The organism is Streptomyces sp. Y20, assembly GCF_043195475.1.
Taxonomy (GTDB): Bacteria; Actinomycetota; Actinomycetes; order Streptomycetales; family Streptomycetaceae; genus Streptomyces.
This window is the reverse complement of sequence record NZ_JBIDDP010000002.1, coordinates 126,756-143,409: the sequence shown is the minus strand read 5'-3', so window position 1 is coordinate 143,409 and position 16,654 is coordinate 126,756. Positions and strand designations below refer to the sequence as shown.

At 72.3% G+C, this 16,654-nt stretch carries 18 protein-coding genes; 6 read left to right on the top strand and 12 right to left on the bottom strand.

The genetic code is table 11. From position 1 onward, the window contains the following. Both dut and ACGFT1_RS05785 read right to left on the bottom strand, forming a co-directional pair. The gene (dut, locus tag ACGFT1_RS05790; protein ID WP_373907776.1) at positions 1-570 is read right to left on the bottom strand and encodes a dUTP diphosphatase; all 570 of its coding nucleotides are present in this window, start codon (positions 568-570) and stop codon (positions 1-3) included. After that, positions 567-1,151, bottom strand: a complete 585-nt coding sequence (locus tag ACGFT1_RS05785) for a PaaI family thioesterase (RefSeq protein WP_373907775.1) — start codon at positions 1,149-1,151, stop codon at positions 567-569. Before ACGFT1_RS05785 ends, dut begins: the two co-directional genes overlap by 4 nt. A 58-nt stretch (positions 1,152-1,209) precedes the next feature. Between ACGFT1_RS05785 and ACGFT1_RS05780 the strand changes: the two genes are divergently transcribed. Further along, entirely contained in the window at positions 1,210-1,674 is a 465-nt protein-coding gene (locus ACGFT1_RS05780; protein ID WP_373907774.1) for a DUF3093 domain-containing protein, read from the top strand. 83 nt (positions 1,675-1,757) lie between these two features. On the opposite strand, the gene ACGFT1_RS05775 is transcribed toward ACGFT1_RS05780, so the two are convergent. The 4 genes from ACGFT1_RS05775 to ACGFT1_RS05760 form a co-directional block, all read right to left on the bottom strand. Continuing rightward, the gene (locus ACGFT1_RS05775) at positions 1,758-2,672 is read right to left on the bottom strand and encodes a hypothetical protein (RefSeq protein WP_373907773.1); all 915 of its coding nucleotides are present in this window, start codon (positions 2,670-2,672) and stop codon (positions 1,758-1,760) included. A gap of 13 nt (positions 2,673-2,685) precedes the next feature. Then, on the bottom strand, positions 2,686-2,982 hold the full coding sequence (locus ACGFT1_RS05770) for a DUF4193 domain-containing protein (RefSeq protein ID WP_005481602.1): 297 nt from the start codon (positions 2,980-2,982) through the stop codon (positions 2,686-2,688). Between the two features lie 393 nt (positions 2,983-3,375). Continuing rightward, complete coding sequence (locus ACGFT1_RS05765) at positions 3,376-4,623, bottom strand: sensor histidine kinase (protein ID WP_373907772.1); 1,248 nt, start codon at positions 4,621-4,623, stop codon at positions 3,376-3,378. Between the two features lie 6 nt (positions 4,624-4,629). Then, complete coding sequence (locus ACGFT1_RS05760; RefSeq protein WP_373907771.1) at positions 4,630-5,283, bottom strand: response regulator transcription factor; 654 nt, start codon at positions 5,281-5,283, stop codon at positions 4,630-4,632. A 413-nt stretch (positions 5,284-5,696) separates the two neighbouring features. On the opposite strand from ACGFT1_RS05760, the gene ACGFT1_RS05755 reads away from it, so the two are divergent. Beyond that, positions 5,697-5,870 carry a hypothetical protein gene (locus ACGFT1_RS05755; protein ID WP_373907770.1) on the top strand — a complete coding sequence of 58 codons (174 nt, stop codon included), beginning with the start codon at positions 5,697-5,699 and terminating at the stop codon, positions 5,868-5,870. A 101-nt stretch (positions 5,871-5,971) separates the two neighbouring features. Here the strand turns inward: ACGFT1_RS05755 and ACGFT1_RS05750 are convergent, their stop codons facing one another. Then, positions 5,972-6,787, bottom strand: coding sequence for an inositol monophosphatase family protein (locus ACGFT1_RS05750; RefSeq protein WP_373907769.1), 816 nt, complete (start codon positions 6,785-6,787; stop codon positions 5,972-5,974). Between the two features lie 8 nt (positions 6,788-6,795). After that, positions 6,796-7,923 (bottom strand): ferrochelatase, encoded by a 1,128-nt coding sequence (locus tag ACGFT1_RS05745; RefSeq protein WP_373907768.1) that lies wholly within the window; start codon positions 7,921-7,923, stop codon positions 6,796-6,798. Positions 7,924-8,095: 172 nt separating this feature from the next. Here ACGFT1_RS05745 and ACGFT1_RS05740 point away from each other — a divergent pair, with 172 nt between their 5' ends. The 3 genes from ACGFT1_RS05740 (at position 8,096) to sepH (ending at position 12,113) form a co-directional block, all read left to right on the top strand. Further along, positions 8,096-9,334 (top strand): MFS transporter, encoded by a 1,239-nt coding sequence (locus tag ACGFT1_RS05740; protein ID WP_373907767.1) that lies wholly within the window; start codon positions 8,096-8,098, stop codon positions 9,332-9,334. Next, positions 9,294-10,613, top strand: coding sequence for a D-arabinono-1,4-lactone oxidase (locus tag ACGFT1_RS05735; RefSeq protein ID WP_373907766.1), 1,320 nt, complete (start codon positions 9,294-9,296; stop codon positions 10,611-10,613). The genes ACGFT1_RS05740 and ACGFT1_RS05735 overlap by 41 nt, the downstream gene beginning before the upstream one ends. A gap of 459 nt (positions 10,614-11,072) precedes the next feature. Next, the gene (sepH, locus tag ACGFT1_RS05730) at positions 11,073-12,113 is read left to right on the top strand and encodes a septation protein SepH (protein ID WP_373907765.1); all 1,041 of its coding nucleotides are present in this window, start codon (positions 11,073-11,075) and stop codon (positions 12,111-12,113) included. 52 nt (positions 12,114-12,165) lie between these two features. Here sepH and ACGFT1_RS05725 read toward each other — a convergent pair whose 3' ends face one another. After that, positions 12,166-13,017 (bottom strand): sulfurtransferase, encoded by an 852-nt coding sequence (locus ACGFT1_RS05725; RefSeq protein WP_373907764.1) that lies wholly within the window; start codon positions 13,015-13,017, stop codon positions 12,166-12,168. Between the two features lie 318 nt (positions 13,018-13,335). On the opposite strand from ACGFT1_RS05725, the gene ACGFT1_RS05720 reads away from it, so the two are divergent. After that, positions 13,336-14,127: a VOC family protein gene (locus tag ACGFT1_RS05720; protein ID WP_373907762.1), complete on the top strand. Its 792-nt coding sequence runs from the start codon at positions 13,336-13,338 to the stop codon at positions 14,125-14,127. A 4-nt stretch (positions 14,128-14,131) separates the two neighbouring features. On the opposite strand, the gene ACGFT1_RS05715 is transcribed toward ACGFT1_RS05720, so the two are convergent. From ACGFT1_RS05715 to ACGFT1_RS05705, 3 genes are read right to left on the bottom strand one after another with little or no spacing between them, the layout of a single operon-like run. Continuing rightward, positions 14,132-14,782, bottom strand: coding sequence for a thymidine kinase (locus ACGFT1_RS05715; protein ID WP_361992743.1), 651 nt, complete (start codon positions 14,780-14,782; stop codon positions 14,132-14,134). 42 nt (positions 14,783-14,824) lie between these two features. Next, on the bottom strand, positions 14,825-16,015 hold the full coding sequence (locus tag ACGFT1_RS05710) for an alkaline phosphatase family protein (protein ID WP_373907761.1): 1,191 nt from the start codon (positions 16,013-16,015) through the stop codon (positions 14,825-14,827). Beyond that, positions 16,015-16,611 (bottom strand): DUF5998 family protein, encoded by a 597-nt coding sequence (locus ACGFT1_RS05705; protein WP_373907760.1) that lies wholly within the window; start codon positions 16,609-16,611, stop codon positions 16,015-16,017. Before ACGFT1_RS05705 ends, ACGFT1_RS05710 begins: the two co-directional genes overlap by 1 nt. Between the last annotated feature and the right edge of the window lie 43 nt (positions 16,612-16,654).

Sequence of the window (16,654 nt, the reverse complement as noted above, 5' to 3'; positions counted from 1 at the left end):
TCACTGTCCTTCCCGGTCGGATACGACCGAAGCGTATCGATTCCCACCCGTCGGACCGCCTTCGGCGGCCTGACCGCTTGCGCCGCTCTCGCCGCCCACCGCGGCATGGCCACCGGTGGACCCGAAGCCCCCTTCGGCCCGCGCCGAGCCGGGAAGTTCCGCGACCTCCCGGAAGCGGACCCTCTCGACCTGCTGGACGACCAGTTGGGCAATCCGGTCGAAGCGCTCGAACCGCACGCTCTCGCGCGGGTCGAGATTCACCACGATCACCTTGATCTCTCCACGGTACCCGGCATCGACCGTCCCCGGGGCATTCACGAGGGCGACACCGCAGCGGGCGGCGAGGCCGGAGCGCGGATGCACGAAGGCCGCGTACCCCTCGGGCAGGGCGATCGACACCCCCGTGGGCAGGACGGCCCGTTCGCCGGGCCCGAGCACGCACGCCTCGGTGGTACGCAGATCGGCTCCGGCGTCCCCGGGATGCCCGTACGACGGAAGCGGGACGTCCGGATCGACGCGCCGGATCTGCACCTCAAGGGGGCCGCGGCCGGCGGAGCCCGCCGCGGTCACGGGTTCACCTCGAAGGCACGGGCACGGCGGATCTGATCGGGGTCCTCCATGGCCGCCCGGATCTCCTCGCCGCGGCCGTGGTCGATGAAGTGGTCGACCTTGACCTCCACGAAGAGGGCGTCGGCCCGGACGGCGACGGGTCCGCCGGGGCCGCCGATGCGTCCGGTGGCGGTGCAGTAGATCTTCCGTCCGGCGACGGCGGTCACCTCGGCCTCCAGGTACAGCGTGGTGCCGACCGGGACGGGCCGGACGAAGTCCGTCTCCAGGCGTCCCGTCACGGCGATGGTGCGCAGCAGCCAGTTCAGCGAGCCGAGGGTCTCGTCCAGGGCCGTGGCCAGCACTCCGCCGTGCGCGAGGCCGGGGGCGCCCTGGTGGGCGGGCTGGACGGTGAACTCGGCGGTCAGCGTGACGCCCTCGCCGGCGCGGGCCTCCAGGTGCAGTCCGTGCGGCTGCCCGGGACCACAGCCGAAGCAGTGTTCGTAGTGGGCGCCGAGAAGCTCCCCGGGCGCGGGCGCGTCGGGGTGCCGTACCGGTTTCACCGCGTCTGCGGGAGGCTGAAGAGCTGCGGAACTACCACTCACAGCCGCAGACCTTACCCGTGCGTCGGGCCTGTGCGGATCCCGTGCCAAGCTTGGGCTCATGCAGCTCTCCGCCACCCCCTACGAAGAACGCCTCACCGCCCCCCGTTCGTGGTGGCTGATCAGCTTCCTGGTCGGCGTCTCCTTCGCCCTGATCCTGCTCCCCTTCGGCACCCTGCCGCTGCTCGGCGGGCTGGTCGGGGGGACGGCCGCCGCGGCGGTGGTGGCCAGTGCCTACGGCTCGCCGCGCATCCGGGTCGTGGGCGACTCCCTGGTCGCGGGCGAGGCGAGGATCCCGGTGTCGGCGCTGGGCTCGTCGCAGGTGCTGGACGCGGAGGAGGCGCGCGCCTGGCGCACGTACAAGGCCGACACCCGCGCCTTCCTGCTGCTGCGCGCGTACATCCCGACGGCGTTGCGCGTGGAGGTCACGGATCCGCAGGACCCGACGCCGTACCTGTACCTGTCGACGCGTGAGCCGGAGAGGCTGGCGGCGGCGATCGAGGCGGCCCGCACGGCGAACGCCTGAGGCGGTGAGGGGCGCGTCCGAAGGGATCAGGTTCGCCTCGGACCCGGCCACCCGGGGCTTCCTGGCGGTGGCTCCCGCAGCCCCTACAGCCCCTCGGGAAGCTCTCGCAGCGACAGCGGATCCGCCGGCTTCTCCAGCGGCGGCAGCTCCGGCAGCTCCTCCCAGGGCACCTGGATCCGGCGCAGGTCGGCCCGGATCCGGGCCGCGAGTCTTCTGGTGTCGCGGCGGTTCATGACCGCTCCGACCGCGGCTCCCACCATGAACGGCGTCAGGTTGGGCAGGTTGCGGACCATCCGCTTCATGATCTGCCGGCGCAGTTCGCGTTTCATCCGGCCGCCGAGGGCCGTGTCGTACGTCGACGGTTTCGTCACGTCGATGCCGCGCTCCTCCGACCAGGAGGACAGGTACGCGGTGCTGCGGGCCCTGAGCCCGCCCGGCGCCCGGACGCCGTAGACCTCATGCAGTTCGGCGATGAGTTTCAGCTCGATCGCGGCGACCCCGGTGACTTCCGCGGCGAGTTCGGTCGGCATCGCCGGCGGCACGGGCAGCATCGCCGCCGCCCCGATCCCGGCTCCGACCGTCGAGGTGCCGGCCGCCGCGCCCGCGACCAGCTTGTCGGCCAGCTCCTCGGGCCCGAGCCCGGGGAACTGCCTGCGCAGGGTCGTGAGATCGCGTACGGGCACCCGGGGCGCGATGTCGATGACGCGGTCCGCGACGTACGCCAGCCCCGCACGGGCGTGGCTGCCGCCCTTGCGGGCCCCTTGCCGCGCGAGGTTCCGGGCCCGCTGGCGCGCGACCGCGGCCCGGCGCCGTGCGGCGGGCGCGGGCTGCCCCACCGGCACCGGCAGGTCGTCCCTGTCGGCCACCGGTCCGAGCGAGGCCCCCGCCATGGGTGAGCCCCGCTCGTCGTCACGCGCGCCGTGCGAGCCGTCGGACGGCCCTTGGTCCGCTTTCCCCAAGGAGAAGCGGCGCTTCCGCGGAGGGGTCGAGCCAGACACGGCCGACCCGTCCTCAGTCGCAGTCGCGGCAGATCGGCTGGCCGTTCTTCTCCCGGGCCAGCTGGCTGCGGTGGTGCACCAGGAAGCAGCTCATGCAGGTGAACTCGTCCTGCTGCTTGGGCAGCACCCGGACGGCCAGCTCCTCGTTCGAGAGGTCCGCTCCGGGCAGCTCGAGGCCCTCGGCGGCCTCGAATTCGTCGACGTCCACGGCCGAGGTGGACTTGTCGTTCCGCCTGGCCTTCAGCTCTTCAAGGCTGTCCGAGTCGACGTCGTCGTCGGTCTTGCGTGGAGTGTCGTAATCGGTTGCCATATCGCTCTCCCCCTCTGGGTGGTCTGCGGTGTCTCCAGCGCACTAACGCGTGAGAGGCCGGACTTGTGCCCGACCTGAGGCGGAGATTTTGCCTCACATCAAGGTCTGTTACTCAATCGACACCCGATCCGACCCGTTGAGCGTGATCGGCTTGGATGGCGGTGAGGACCGTACACGGTTCGGATGCCGCACCTCAAAGGCGCCTCACCGTGTACTTCCCGTGATCAAGTGCCCTGAAAACCAGGACTTTCCCGGCTTTCCACCTACGGCCATGATCACTCTGCGTACATGAACGGGATTCCGCCCATGTGATCGATCACACAAGAAGAACCTTGCGCGGTAGTCGGAAAATTCCGCGCGAAGCGAACAACCTTCGGGTGTGTCGGTCGCCCGTCACACCGGCAGGGTGACACGCATCACCAGGCCACCGCCTTCCCGGGGCCTTGCCAGGATGTGCCCGCCGTGCGCGCGGGTCACCGACCGGACGATCGACAGACCGAGACCGACGCCCTTGTCGCTGCCCGTGCGCTCCGTGCGCAGCCGCCGGAAGGGCTCGAAGAGGTTGTCGACCTCGTACGCGGGCACCACGGGGCCGGTGTTGGAGACGGTGAGCACAGCCTGCCCGTGCTCGACCTCGGTATGCACCTCGACCCAGCCGTGCTCGGCCACGTTGTAGCGCACCGCATTCTGCACGAGATTCAGGGCGATCCGCTCCAGCAGCACGCCGTTGCCCCGCACGACGGCCGGTTTGCGCTCACCGCGGATCTCGACGCCCTTGGCCTCCGCCTCGGCGTGCACCTGGTCGACGGCCTGCGTCGCGACCTCGGCCAGGTCGACGGGCTTGCGCTCGACGATCTGGTTGTCGCTGCGGGCCAGTAGCAGCAGTCCCTCGACCAGCTGCTCGCTGCGCTCGTTGGTGGCGAGCAGGGTCCTGCCGAGCTGCTGGAGCTCGACGGGCGCGTCCGGGTCCGACAGGTGCACCTCAAGGAGCGTGCGGTTGATCGCCAGCGGGGTGCGCAGTTCGTGCGAGGCGTTGCCGACGAAGCGCTGCTGGGCGGTGAAGGCCCGTTGCAGCCGTTCCAGCATGTCGTCGAAGGTGTCGGCCAGCTCCTTCAGCTCGTCGTCCGGGCCGTCCAGCTCGATCCGGCGGGACAGGTCCGAACCGGCCACCTGCCGGGCGGTACGGGTGATGCGGCCGAGCGGGGAGAGCACGCGGCCGGCCATCGCGTAGCCGAACGCGAAGGCGATGACGGCGAGCCCGAGCAGGGCCAGCAGCGAGCGGCTGAGCAGGTTGTCCAGGGCCTCCTGCCGCTGGTGGCCCACACACCGGCTGATCGCGTCCTTGAAGTCCTCCAGGGGCAGGCTCGTGGTGTTGATCGCGGGGCAGTTGTCGCTGGAGACCTGGAGCTTCTGGAAACTGACGATCTTGAAAAGCGGCTGGTTCCCACTGCTGATCGCCTGGGCGGCCAGCAGATAGATGATCGACAGCAGCAGGATGCCGGCGATCAGGAACATGCCCCCGTACAGCAGCGTGAGCCGTATGCGGATGGTCGGACGCAGCCACGGGAAGGGAGGCTGCGCCCTGCTGGGGTCCCAGGTCGGTTTCGGCGGCGCCTGCGGGGGCGCGGGGGTGGCGGCCACGGCCGGTCAGATCCGGTAGCCGGAGCCGGGGACCGTGACGATGACGGGCGGCTCGCCCAGTTTGCGGCGCAGGGTCATGACCGTCACGCGCACCACGTTGGTGAACGGGTCGGTGTTCTCGTCCCACGCCTTCTCCAGCAGCTGCTCGGCGGAGACCACCGCGCCCTCGCTGCGCATCAGCACCTCCAGGACCGCGAACTCCTTGGGCGCGAGCTGGATCTCCTTGCCGTCGCGGAAGATCTCGCGGCGGTTGGGATCGAGCTTGATGCCGGCGCGCTCCAGGACCGGCGGCAGCGGCACGCTGGTCCGGCGGCCGAGGGCGCGCACGCGCGCGATCAGCTCGCTGAACGCGAACGGCTTGGGCAGGTAGTCGTCGGCGCCGATCTCCAGGCCCTCGACCCGGTCGCTGACGTCACCGGAGGCGGTGAGCATGAGCACGCGCGTGGGCATGCCCAGCTCGACGATCTTGCGGCAGACGTCGTCGCCGTGCACGAGCGGGAGGTCGCGGTCGAGGACGACCACGTCGTAGTCGTTGACGCCGATGCGTTCCAGGGCGGCCGCACCGTCGTACACGACGTCGACGGCCATGGCCTCCCGGCGCAGTCCGGTGGCCACCGCATCGGCGAGCAGCTGCTCGTCCTCGACGACGAGTACGCGCACGTCGCTTGTCCTTCCTGTGTCCACCCGCGCGGCGCGCCGTGGGCGCCCCGCGGGCAGGGGTGTTCGTGGAATGTGGCCCCCATCCTGCCCTTTTCGGCCGTAAGTCGGCTGTAAGACGGGGTCCGGGCCGCAGGAATCCGGGTACCGGCGGAGAAACGCGAGACTTTCTGCTCCGTCCGAGGTTTCCGGGGAACGGCGCGAGGGGAGGACGGCTGTACACCCCGCGATCACGCTCTGCATGTGCCGCAGCACCATGTGGTACTTCTCGGTCCGCTTCGCAGAGTGGGCGTGGGTGTCCGGCACCGTCGCCGCCCGGCCGGGCAGCGCTGGGCACCTGCGAGAGACGTGATCACCCCTTCCACCCGGCACACCCCCGTGCCACCTACCCACGACCCATGACGAGGGGGCGCAGCATGGACGCTTTCACCGCAGGACTTCTCCAGCGCATAAGGGCGACGGAGTCCGATCTGTCGCGGGCTCGTGACGAGGGCGACGACTTCCTGGTCGAGGTGGAGCAGGCAGAGCTGGACGACCTGCGACGCCTCGCCGCCGAACACGGCGTGGAGGTCGGCGTGTCACACGTCTGACCTGCTCGAGAGCGCGACAGCGGGGCCCCCGGCGAATCCAGCGCCGGGGGCCCTCGCTCTCCCCGGAACCTGTCCCGGGGAACCTCTGCCGGGGCCGGGCGTCAGTCGTGCCAGGCGCCGAGCCCCTCCAGCAGCCGCTGGAGGGGCTCGAAGACCCCTGGCGCACCCGCCACCGTGAGGTCGCGTGAGGGGCGCTCTCCGGGGCGCCCACCGGTCAGTGCGCCCGCCTCCCGGGCGATCAGGTCCCCGGCCGCGACGTCCCATGGGTGGAGTCCGCGTTCGTAGTACCCGTCGAGCCGGCCGCAGGCCACGTCGCACAGGTCGACCGCCGCCGATCCGCTGCGCCGGATGTCCCGCAGCAGCGGGATCAGCCGGCCGGCCACCTCGGCCTGGTGGGCGCGGACCTCGGTGACGTAGTTGAAGCCGGTGGAGACCAGCGCCTGGTCCAGCGGGGGCGCGGGGCGGCAGGCGAGCGCCCGCTCGCCCTCCCACGCGCCGGTGGCCCACGCGCCGCCGCCGCGCACGGCGTGGTACGTCTCGCCGCGCATCGGCGCCGCCACCACCCCGGCGACGGTCTCGCCGTCCTGCTCGGCCGCGACGGAGACCGCCCAGGTCGGCAGCCCGTACAGGTAGTTGACGGTGCCGTCGAGGGGGTCGATCACCCAGCGGATGCCGCTCGTGCCCTCGGCGGAGGCACCCTCCTCGCCGAGGAAGCCGTCGTCGGGGCGCCGCCCGGAGATCAGATCGGTGATCAGTTTCTCCGCCGCGATGTCCATCTCCGTGACGACGTCGATGGGACTGGACTTGGTCCTGGCCACGGCCAGGTCGGCGGGGCGGCCGTCGCGCAGCAGCTCGCCGGCGCGGCGGGCGGCCTCCTGGGCGAGGGCGAGCAGGTCCCGGTGCAGGGCGTCGGTCACGGGTCTCCTCACGCGTAGGGGCTGTCGGCGCCCGCGGCTGCCGGACGGGGGGCGCGGGCCGGGCAGCAGCCGGCCGGGCACACGTGGTGGCTCGGACCGAGGGCACCCAGGGCGCAGGGGGTGACCAGGCCGCCGCGTTCCACGGTGGCCCGTTCCAGTACCAGCTCGCGGACGGCCGCCGCGAACCGCGGGTCGGCGCCCACGGTGGCCGAGCGGCGCACCGGCATACCCAGCTCCTCGGCCTTGGCCTTCGCCTCGGTGTCGAGGTCGTAGAGGACCTCCATGTGGTCGGAGACGAAGCCGATGGGGGCCATGACGACGGCGGGGACGCCCGCGGCGTGCCGCTCCTGCAGGTGGTCGCAGATGTCGGGTTCCAGCCACGGGATGTGCGGGGCGCCGGAGCGGGACTGGTAGACGAGCCGCCAGGGGTGGTCCACGCCGGTGCGCTCGCGGACGGCTTCGGCGATCAGCCGGGCCACGTCCAGGTGCTGCTCGACGTAGGCGCCGCCGTCGCCGTGTGCCTCTGCCGGCCCGGAGGTGTCGGCGGCGGCGGTCGGCACGGAGTGGGTGGTGAAGGCGATGTGGGCGCCCGCGCGGACGTCCTCGGGGAGGTCGGCGAGGGAGCGCAGCACGCCGTCGGTCATGGGCTCGACGAAGCCGGGGTGGTTGAAGTAGTGCCGCAGCTTGTCGACCGCCGGCAGGGGAAGGCCCTCGGCCTCCAGGGTGGCCAGTGCGTCGGCGAGGTTCTCGCGGTACTGGCGGCAGCCCGAGTAGGAGGCGTAGGCGCTGGTGGCGAGGACCAGGACGCGGCGGCGGCCGTCGGCGGCCATCTCGCGCAGGGTGTCCGTCAGATAGGGCGCCCAGTTGCGGTTCCCCCAGTACACCGGGAGGTTCAGGCCGTGTTCGGCGAAGTCCTTGCGCAGGGCGTCCAGCAGGGCGCGGTTCTGGTCGTTGATGGGGCTGACCCCGCCGAAGAGGAAGTAGTGCTGTCCGACTTCCTTGAGGCGTTCCTTCGGGATGCCGCGCCCGCGCGTGACGTTCTCCAGGAAGGGGACCACGTCGTCCGGGCCTTCGGGGCCGCCGAAGGAGAGCAGGAGCAGGGCGTCGTAGGGGCTGGCATCGAGCGCGTCTGGCATGTCTCGATCCTGCCACCCGGCACCGGCGGCGGGGAAACAGCAGGACGTAGAGTCGTGTTGCGGGTATTTTGATCCGCTTTCCCCAGACCTGACGCGCGGCGAGATTAGGGTGACCTAACTTGTAAGCTGTATCAGCCGTCATGGCGCCTTACCGAGCCGCTCCGGAGACCACGTGCCCAGCCCCTACAGAGCCCTGTTCGCCGAGCCCGGCACCAAGGCCTTCTCCGCCGCGGGATTCCTCGGCCGGATGCCGCTGTCGATGATGGGCATCGGCGTGGTCACGATGGTCTCCCAGCTCACCGGGCGCTACGGCCTCGCCGGCGCGCTCTCGGCCACCATCGCGCTCTCCGCCGCCGTGCTCGGGCCGCGGATCTCGCGGCTGGTGGACCGGCACGGGCAGCGCCGGGTGCTGCGCCCGGCGACCCTGGTGGCGCTGGCCGCGGCGGCCGGGCTGCTGCTCGCCGCGCACCTGCGGTGGCCGGACCGGGTGCTGTTCGTGTGCGCCGCCGGGATCGGCTCGGTGCCCAGCCTGGGCGCGATGATCCGGGCCCGGTGGGCGGCGCTGTACCGGGGCACCCCGAAGCTGCACACCGCCTACTCGTTCGAGTCGGTCGTGGACGAGATCTGCTTCGTCGTCGGGCCGATCCTCTCCATCGGCCTGTGCACGGCGTGGTTCCCGGAGGCGGGCCCCCTGCTCGCCGCCTGTTTCCTGGCGGCCGGCGTCTTCTGGCTCACCGCCCAGCGCGCCACCGAGCCCGAGCCGCATCCGAGCGAGCGGCACACCGGCGGCAGCGCCCTGCGCTCGGCGGGGCTGCGGGTGCTGGTGGCCACCTTCGTGGCGACCGGCACCATCTTCGGAGCGGTGGACGTGGTCACCGTCGCCTTCGCCGAGGAGCGCGGCCACAAGGCAGCGGCGAGCCTGGTCCTGGCGCTGTACGCGGCCGGTTCCGGTACCGCGGGCGCCGTGTTCGGGCTGCTGCGCTTCACCGGTGCGCCGGAACGCCGCTGGCTGCTGGGTGTCACGGCCATGGCCGTGAGTATGATCCCCCTCCTACTGGTCGGAAACCTGCCGCTTCTGGCCGTGGCGCTGTTCGTTTCGGGGCTGTCCATCGCACCGACGATGATCACGACGATGTCCCTCATCGAAGAGCACGTACCTCGCGCGCAGCTCACCGAGGGTATGACCTGGGTGAGCACCGGCCTCGCGGTCGGTGTCGCGCTCGGCTCCTCCGTGGCCGGCTGGGTGATCGACGCAGCCGGGGCGCGGGCCGGGTACGGGGTCCCGGTGGTGTCCGGGGCCGTCGCGGTCCTGGTGGGTTTCCTCGGGTACCGCCGGCTGCGCAGGCCGGCCTCGGGTCGGGGAGGCACCGTTGGTCAGCACAGCGAGCGGGAAGAACGGCACCTGGCGTAACTGGGGCGGCAACGTCTCCGCCCGGCCCGTCCGGCAGGTCACACCGGCCTCGGTGGAGGAGCTGACCGCGGCGGTGCGCCGGGCCCGTGAGGACGGCCTGAAGGTGAAGGCGGTGGGAAGCGGCCACTCCTTCACGTCGATAGCCGCCACCGATGGTGTGTTGATACGCCCTCAACTGTTGACGGGCATACGTGACATCGACCGTACGTCCATGACCGTCACGGTGGAGGCGGGCACCCCGCTCAAGAGACTCAACGCCGCCCTCGCGCGCGAGGGCCTGTCGCTCACCAACATGGGCGACATCATGGAACAGACCGTCTCCGGGGCCACCAGCACGGGCACGCACGGCACGGGCCGGGAGTCGGGCTCGATCGCCGCGCAGATCAGGGCACTGGAACTCGTGACGGCGGACGGCTCGGTGCTCACCTGCTCCGAGCAGGAGAACCCGGACGTCTTCGCGGCGGCCCGCGTCGGCCTGGGCGCCCTCGGCATCGTCACCGCCCTCACCTTCGCCGTGGAACCGCTGTTCCTGCTCACCGCGCGCGAGGAACCGATGCCCCTCGAGCGCGTCCTCGCCGAGTTCGACCAGCTGTGGGCCGAGAACGAGCACTTCGAGTTCTACTGGTTCCCGCACACCGGCAGCACCAACACCAAGCGCAACAACCGCAGCGCCGGCCCCGAGCGGCCGGTGGGCCGGCTGGCCGGCTGGTTCGAGGACGAGTTCCTCTCCAACGGCGTCTTCCAGGTGGCCCAGTGGGCCGGCCGCGCCGCTCCCGCCACCGTCCCGGCGATCGCCCGGATCTCCAGCAGGGCGCTGTCCGCGCGGACGTACACGGACATCCCGTACAAGGTCTTCACCTCCCCGCGCCGGGTCCGGTTCGTGGAGATGGAGTACGCCGTCCCGCGCGCGGCCCTGACCGACACGCTGCGCGAACTCAAGGCCGTGGTCGACCGCTCGGGCCTGCGGGTGAGTTTCCCGGTGGAGGTGCGCACCGCGCCGGCCGACGACATCACCCTGTCGACCGCTTCGGGCCGGGACAGCGCCTACATCGCCGTGCACATGTTCCGGGGCACGCCCTATCAGGCGTACTTCACCGCCGCCGAGCGCGTCCTCACCGCGCACGAGGGACGCCCGCACTGGGGCAAGGTCCACACACGCGACGCGGATTACCTCGCCCGGGTGTACCCGCGCTTCGGCGAGTTCACCGCGCTGCGCGACCGTCTCGACCCGGAGCGGCTCTTCCAGAACGACTACGTGCGCAGGGTGCTCGGCGCGTAGGTGCCGAACTGGCCCGGCGTCCGTGGCACTTGACTGCCCCGGGGTCCACGGGCGAAACCATGGGACCGTCTTCAGGGCAGCGCGTGACGTTCGCCACGTACGAGATCGCGAGAAGCGGTTGCGCGCGGCCAAGTCGCAGCCCCAGGGAGAAGTTGGGCGGCGCGCCGATCCACGCACTTGGCCCGAATGGAGTACTGTGACGAGCCCTGGGTCCGGCCTCCCACCAGGGTGCCCGCGGGCTTGCAGGAGCCGCCGGGAGGAGGCTGGTTGCACAGGGTGACGCGATTGGTCACTTTGCGTTGCGAACAGGTAACCGTGCCATAACGGCGGCCCCGGGCTCGTGCCCGACACGCCGGGCAACTCGGCAAGGTTGTGGCAGGCTGAACCCGGGCAGGCCACACTCGACTAGCGGAAGCAGCGACGCACGTGACGTCGGCAGGCACCACCCGGGAGGTCCCCATGCCCGAACTGCGTGTCGTGGCCGTCTCGAATGACGGCACACGGCTGGTGCTGAAGGCTGCCGATTCCACGGAGTACACACTTCCGATCGACGAGCGGCTGCGCGCCGCCGTGCGCGGCGACCGGCCCCGCCTCGGGCAGATCGAGATCGAGGTCGAGAGCCATCTGCGCCCGCGTGACATCCAGGCGCGGATACGGGCCGGTGCCACCGCGGAGGAGGTCGCGCAGCTCGCCGGCATCCCCGTCGACCGGGTACGGCGCTTCGAGGGGCCCGTGCTGGCCGAGCGCGCCTTCATGGCGGAGCGGGCCCGCAAGACCCCCGTCCGCCGCCCCGGTGAGAACTCCGGCCCGCTGCTCGGCGAGACCGTCCAGGAGCGGCTGCTGTTGCGCGGCGCCGAGAAGGACACCGTGCAGTGGGACTCCTGGCGCCGCGACGACGGCACCTGGGAGGTGCTGCTCGTCTACCGGGTCGCGGGCGAACCGCATTCGGCCAGCTGGACGTACGACCCGCCCCGGCGGCTCGTCCAGGCCATGGACGACGAGGCGCGCTCGCTGATCGGTGAGTCGGACGACCTCGCCGTACCCGAACCGAGCTTCCCCTTCGTCCCGCGCATCGCCCGGCTGCCGCGCGAGCGGTCGATGGACCGCGCGCTCGAGCGGGTCGACCGGGAGCGGCTCAGCCTGCCCTCGCAGGCGTCCGAGCCGGCCGAGGAGAGCACGGCCGAACGCGACTCGCTGACCAGCCTGCTGGAGGCCGTGCCGAGCTTCCGGGGCGACCTGGTGGTCCCGGAGAGCGCCGCGGAGTCCGTGGAGGAGACCGACGACGAGCCCGCCGCCGAGGACCCCCCGGCACCCGCAGCGTCGGCCGGTTCCGCCTACGCCGACGTCCTCATGCCGCGCTCCGTCGGTAGTCACCGCGACCGGCTCGTCGGCGCGACCGACCGGCAGGCCGAGGCCGACGGCGTCCGCCCCGGCCGCCGCGCCGCCGTGCCGAGCTGGGACGAGATCGTGTTCGGTACCCGCCGCAAGAAGCAGGAGTAGGTCTCCGTACCGGGTGAGGGGGCACGCGCGCGTGTCCCCTCACCCGGCTGCCCTACTGCGGGTCCGCGCCCACCGCCACCGGGCGGGACGGGTCCGCGGACCACTCGGACCAGGAGCCCACGTACAGGGCCGCCGGAACACCCGCCACCGCCAGGGCGAGCACCTCGTGGGCGCCCGAGACGCCCGAACCGCAGTAGACACCCACCTCGGTGTCATCCGAGACGCCCAGGGCCTTGAAGCGGTCCTTGAGTTCCGCCGCGGGCAGGAAGCGGCCGTCGGGACCCACGTTCTCCGTCGTGGGCGCCGACACCGCGCCCGGGATGTGCCCGCCGACCCGGTCGACCGGTTCCACCTCACCGCGGTACCGCTCCCCCGCGCGCGCGTCCAGGAGCACGCCCGTGCGGGCCAGGGCCGCGGCCGCGTCCGCGTCCAGCAGCCCCGTGGTCGCGGGCGCGGGCCGGTAGTCGCCCTCGGCCGGGGCGGCCGTCCCGGTGGACAGCTCGCCCTGCCAGGACGGCAACCCGCCGTCGAGCACCCGCACGTCCGGGTGACCCGTCCAGCGCAGCAGCCACCACGCGCGCGCGGCGGCCCAGCCCTGGCCGCCGTCGTACACGACCACCGGCCGGTGCGACGACACGCCCGCGCGGCGCATCGCGGCACCGAACTCCGCGAGGTCGGGCAGCGGATGGCGGCCGTTCGCGCCGGGCGCGGCGGCCAGCTCCCGATCCAGGTCGACGAAGGCGGCGCCGGGGATGTGCCCGGCCGTGTACGCGGCCCGGCCGTCGAAGGCCGGCGCGCCCCCCGCCTTCGCCAGGCTCAGCTGCCAGCGGACGTCCAGCAGCACGGGCGGGTTCGCCCCGGACAGCTCGTCCGCGAGTCGGGTCGCGGTGATGATGGCTCTCATGGCGTCCATCCATACGCCAGGGGTGGCCGCGGCGTCCAGGTCCGGCTACTCTGCTCCGCCGGACAGGTTCGGTCACATGGAGTATGCGATCGGGCACGGGCCGTACAGTCGGCGGACACCGGCCGGCCCTCGTCAGGAAGCAGCGAAAGACGGCAATCGGGCATCTTTGCGGAGGAGACGCCGGGCGGCGCGGTACGGCCCCGCGGCACCGCGGAGGATGCGGGTACCGGCACGGGCGTGCGCGCCGGCGGCGCGGACACCCTTCCGGGGAGCGGAAGCGACACGGCCACCGTGAAGGGGCCGGGGAGAGAGTGATCGATGACCGAGGCACGGGAACCGGCCGGTCCGCACGCGCGGCGCGCGCCCGGCACACCCTGCTGGGTGAGCCTGATGGCGCACGGGCTGGACGCCACCGAGGAGTTCTACGGTGAGCTGTTCGGCTGGGAGTTCCTGCCGGGCCCGCAGCAGCTCGGCCCGTACGTGCGGGCGCTGCTCGACGGGCGGGAGGTGGCGGGCATGGGCCACCTGCCGCCGGACCGCCGGCTTCCGGTCGCCTGGACGCCGTATTTCGCCTCGGACGACGTGGACCGGACGGCCGACGCGGTGCGGCTGTGCGGCGGGACGGTGGCCGTCGGCCCGCTGGACGCCGCCGAGGCGGGCCGCATGGTGATCGCCTCCGACCCCTCCGGGGCGGTGTTCGGGATCTGGCAGGGCTCCGCGCATCTCGGCACGGCGATCACCGGCGTGCCCGGCACCCCCGTCTGGAACGAGCTGCTCACCTTCGAGACGGAGAGCGTCGCCAAGTTCTACACGAGCGTGTTCGGCTACGAGGAGGAGCCGGTGGTCTCCCCCGACTTCGACTACGTGACCCTGCGCCTGGGTGACCGGCCGGTGGCCGGCCTGCACGGGGTGGGCCACGCCATGCCCCGGGACCGGGGACCGCACTGGCGGACGTACTTCGAGGTCGCCGACGTCGACGAGACGCTGCGGCAGGTGACCGGTCTGGGCGGCCGGATCCTCAGGGCGGCCCACGACGGCCCGCACGGGCGGGTGGCGACGGTCGCGGACCCGGAGGGCGCCGAGTTCTCGGTGGTCCGCGACCCGGGCTGATCCCTCAGGCGGACGCGACCGGCAGGACGTCCGGGGACAGGGCCGCCGCGCGGGCCGACGCGGCGGTCATCCGGCGCCGGTGGTGGCGGCGGCACAGCACCTCGTAACCGACCTCGCCCGCGGACTGGTTGACATCGCCCACAACGACCTGGGCGCCCTCGACCACCATCGCGCCCCCGACCGTGCGGGCGTTGTGCGTGGCGCGGGCGCCGCACCAGCACAACGCCTCCACCTGGAGGACCTCGATCCGGTCGGCCAGCTCCACGAGCCGCTGCGAGCCGGGGAAGAGCTTGGAGCGGAAGTCGGTGGTGATGCCGAAGGCGAACACGTCCAGGCCGAGGTCGTCCACCACGCGCGCGAGCTGGTCGATCTGCCCGGGCGCGAGGAACTGCGCCTCGTCCGCGATCACATAGTCGGCCCGGCCGCCCTGGGAGAGGTGGTCCACGAGGTACGCGTACAGGTCCTGGCCGTCCTCGACCTCCACCGCGTCGGTGACCAGCCCGAGCCGGGAGGACAGCTTGCCCTCACCCGCGCGGTCGTCCCGGGTGAAGATCATCCCGGCGAGGCCGCGCGCCGAGCGGTTGTGCTCGATCTGGAGAGCCAGCGTCGACTTCCCGCAGTCCATCGTTCCGGAGAAGAAGACCAGCTCGGGCATGAGGAGTGGAACACCTTTCGGTGAGTGGCGGGGCGGGGACCGTCAGGAGCGTACTTCGAGGAGCGGCACCAGTTGCTCGGCGGGGGTCATCGAACCGTGGTTGCCGACCAGCGCCGACTCCTTGGGCTCCCACTCGGAGGCGATCAGCAGGACGTCGTCGTGCGCGGCGGCGACCACGTCCCCGATCCGCGGGTACACGCGCTCGTCCACCTGCGGCCCGAACCAGCCCGCCGCGACGGCCTCGTCGCGCGAGGCCACCCAGAACTGTTCTCCGAGCACCTCGCGCCAGCAGGTCAGGACGTCGTTCTCGGCGCCCGGCACGGCGTACACGTGCCGGGCCCGGCCCTCGCCACCCAGCAGCGCGACCCCGGCGCTCAGCTCCCAGTCCTCGTCGAAGTCGATGCGGTGCCGCTCGTCGAACGGGATGTCGACCATGCCGTGGTCGGCGGTCACGTACAGCGCGCTGCGCGGCGGCAGTTGCTCGGCGAGGCGCTGGACGAGCCGGTCGACGTACATGAGCTGGCCGCGCCAGGTGTCGGAGGCGATGCCGTACCGATGCCCGGAGCCGTCCAGTTCGGCGTAGTACGTGTACACCAGCGCGCGGTCCCCGGCGGCCAGCTGCGCGGCGGCGAGGTCCATGCGCTCCTCGCCGGTGAGCCGGCCGTGGAAGGTGCCGCCGCTGAGCGCCACCTTGGTGAGCGGGGTGTGCTGGAAGGCGGGCGAGGACACCTGCGCGGCGTGCACCCCCGCCCGCTGGGCCAGCTGGAACACGGTGGGGTACGGCTGCCAGGGGTGCGGCGGGGTGTACGGGTACCAGCGGAGCTGGTTCATCAGCTCGCCGGTGTCCGGGTTGCGTACGGCGTACCCGGGCAGGCCGTGGGCGCCGGGCGGCAGGCCGGTGCCCACGGAGGCGAGGGAGGTGGCGGTGGTCGCGGGGTAGCCGGCGGTGAGCGGGCGTCCGGTGCCGCCGCGCGAGCTGCCGAGCAGGGAGGTCAGGTACGGGGCCTCGTCCGGGTGGGACCTGAGCTGTTCCCAGCCCAGCCCGTCGATCAGGAACACGCAGACCCGGTCGGCCGCGGTCAGTTCCGTGATCGTGGCGCTCAGGCCGGGGACGCCCATACCGGCGGCCACGGTGGGCAGCAGGTCGGCGAGGGAGCCGGTGCCGTACTCGGGCAGCGGCGCGGTGTCCAGGGCGAGGGGTTCGAAATCGTCCCAGGTCGAGAACTGGGACATCAGCGGGTGAAGTCCGCGGTCGCCTCCGAGATGGCCTGCGCGAAGGCGAGCGCCTGGCGCACCGTCTCCGGGCCGTCCCCGGCCTCGCTGACGCGCAGGCTGAGGTCGTCCGCCGTGGAGTTGCCCGTGTAGCCGTGGTCGGCGTCGCACTGGGGGTCGCCGCAGGCGGCGGGCTCCAGGTCGATGCGGCTGACCGCGCCCCAGCCGATGGTCAGCACGACCTCGCGGGGCAGCGTGCCCGGCGTGTACTGCTCGGGGTTGGCCACCACCCGGCTGACCACGACCGACGAGATCCGGCCGAGCTTGACGGACTCGGTGGAGGTGGTGGCGTACGGCGTCGGGGAGGTGGTGTCGGCGGCCTGCTCGTCGGTGTGGCTGACGATGAACCGGTTGCCGGTGAGGACCAGGACCGTCACATGCCGGCGCACCTCGTTCTGGTCGAACGTCGTCTCCTGGTGGACCAGGTACGACCGGATGGGTTCGCCGCCCACGGCGGCCTCCACCGCGTCGGCCACGAGGGCCGGGTAGTAGCCGCTGCGCTCGATCGCCGCGCGCAGCCCCTGGGTCGTCGTACTGGTCTTGGCCATGGCGTCCATCCTAATCCGTGGGCGGAGGCGGTCCGGGCCAGTCGCGCGGACG

Bases quoted from the DNA above. Each gene is read 5' to 3' on its own strand.
- ACGFT1_RS05780 (WP_373907774.1), top strand. From the start codon at position 1,210: ATGCAGCTCTCCGCCACCCCCTACGAAGAACGCCTCACCGCCCCCCGT.
- ACGFT1_RS05770 (WP_005481602.1), bottom strand. From the start codon at position 2,982: ATGGCAACCGATTACGACACTCCACGCAAGACCGACGACGACGTCGAC.
- ACGFT1_RS05755 (WP_373907770.1), top strand. From the start codon at position 5,697: ATGGACGCTTTCACCGCAGGACTTCTCCAGCGCATAAGGGCGACGGAG.
- ACGFT1_RS05745 (WP_373907768.1), bottom strand. From the start codon at position 7,923: ATGCCAGACGCGCTCGATGCCAGCCCCTACGACGCCCTGCTCCTGCTC.
- sepH (WP_373907765.1), top strand. From the start codon at position 11,073: ATGCCCGAACTGCGTGTCGTGGCCGTCTCGAATGACGGCACACGGCTG.
- ACGFT1_RS05725 (WP_373907764.1), bottom strand. From the start codon at position 13,017: ATGAGAGCCATCATCACCGCGACCCGACTCGCGGACGAGCTGTCCGGG.
- ACGFT1_RS05720 (WP_373907762.1), top strand. From the start codon at position 13,336: ATGACCGAGGCACGGGAACCGGCCGGTCCGCACGCGCGGCGCGCGCCC.
- ACGFT1_RS05715 (WP_361992743.1), bottom strand. From the start codon at position 14,782: ATGCCCGAGCTGGTCTTCTTCTCCGGAACGATGGACTGCGGGAAGTCG.
- ACGFT1_RS05710 (WP_373907761.1), bottom strand. From the start codon at position 16,015: ATGTCCCAGTTCTCGACCTGGGACGATTTCGAACCCCTCGCCCTGGAC.
- ACGFT1_RS05705 (WP_373907760.1), bottom strand. From the start codon at position 16,611: ATGGACGCCATGGCCAAGACCAGTACGACGACCCAGGGGCTGCGCGCG.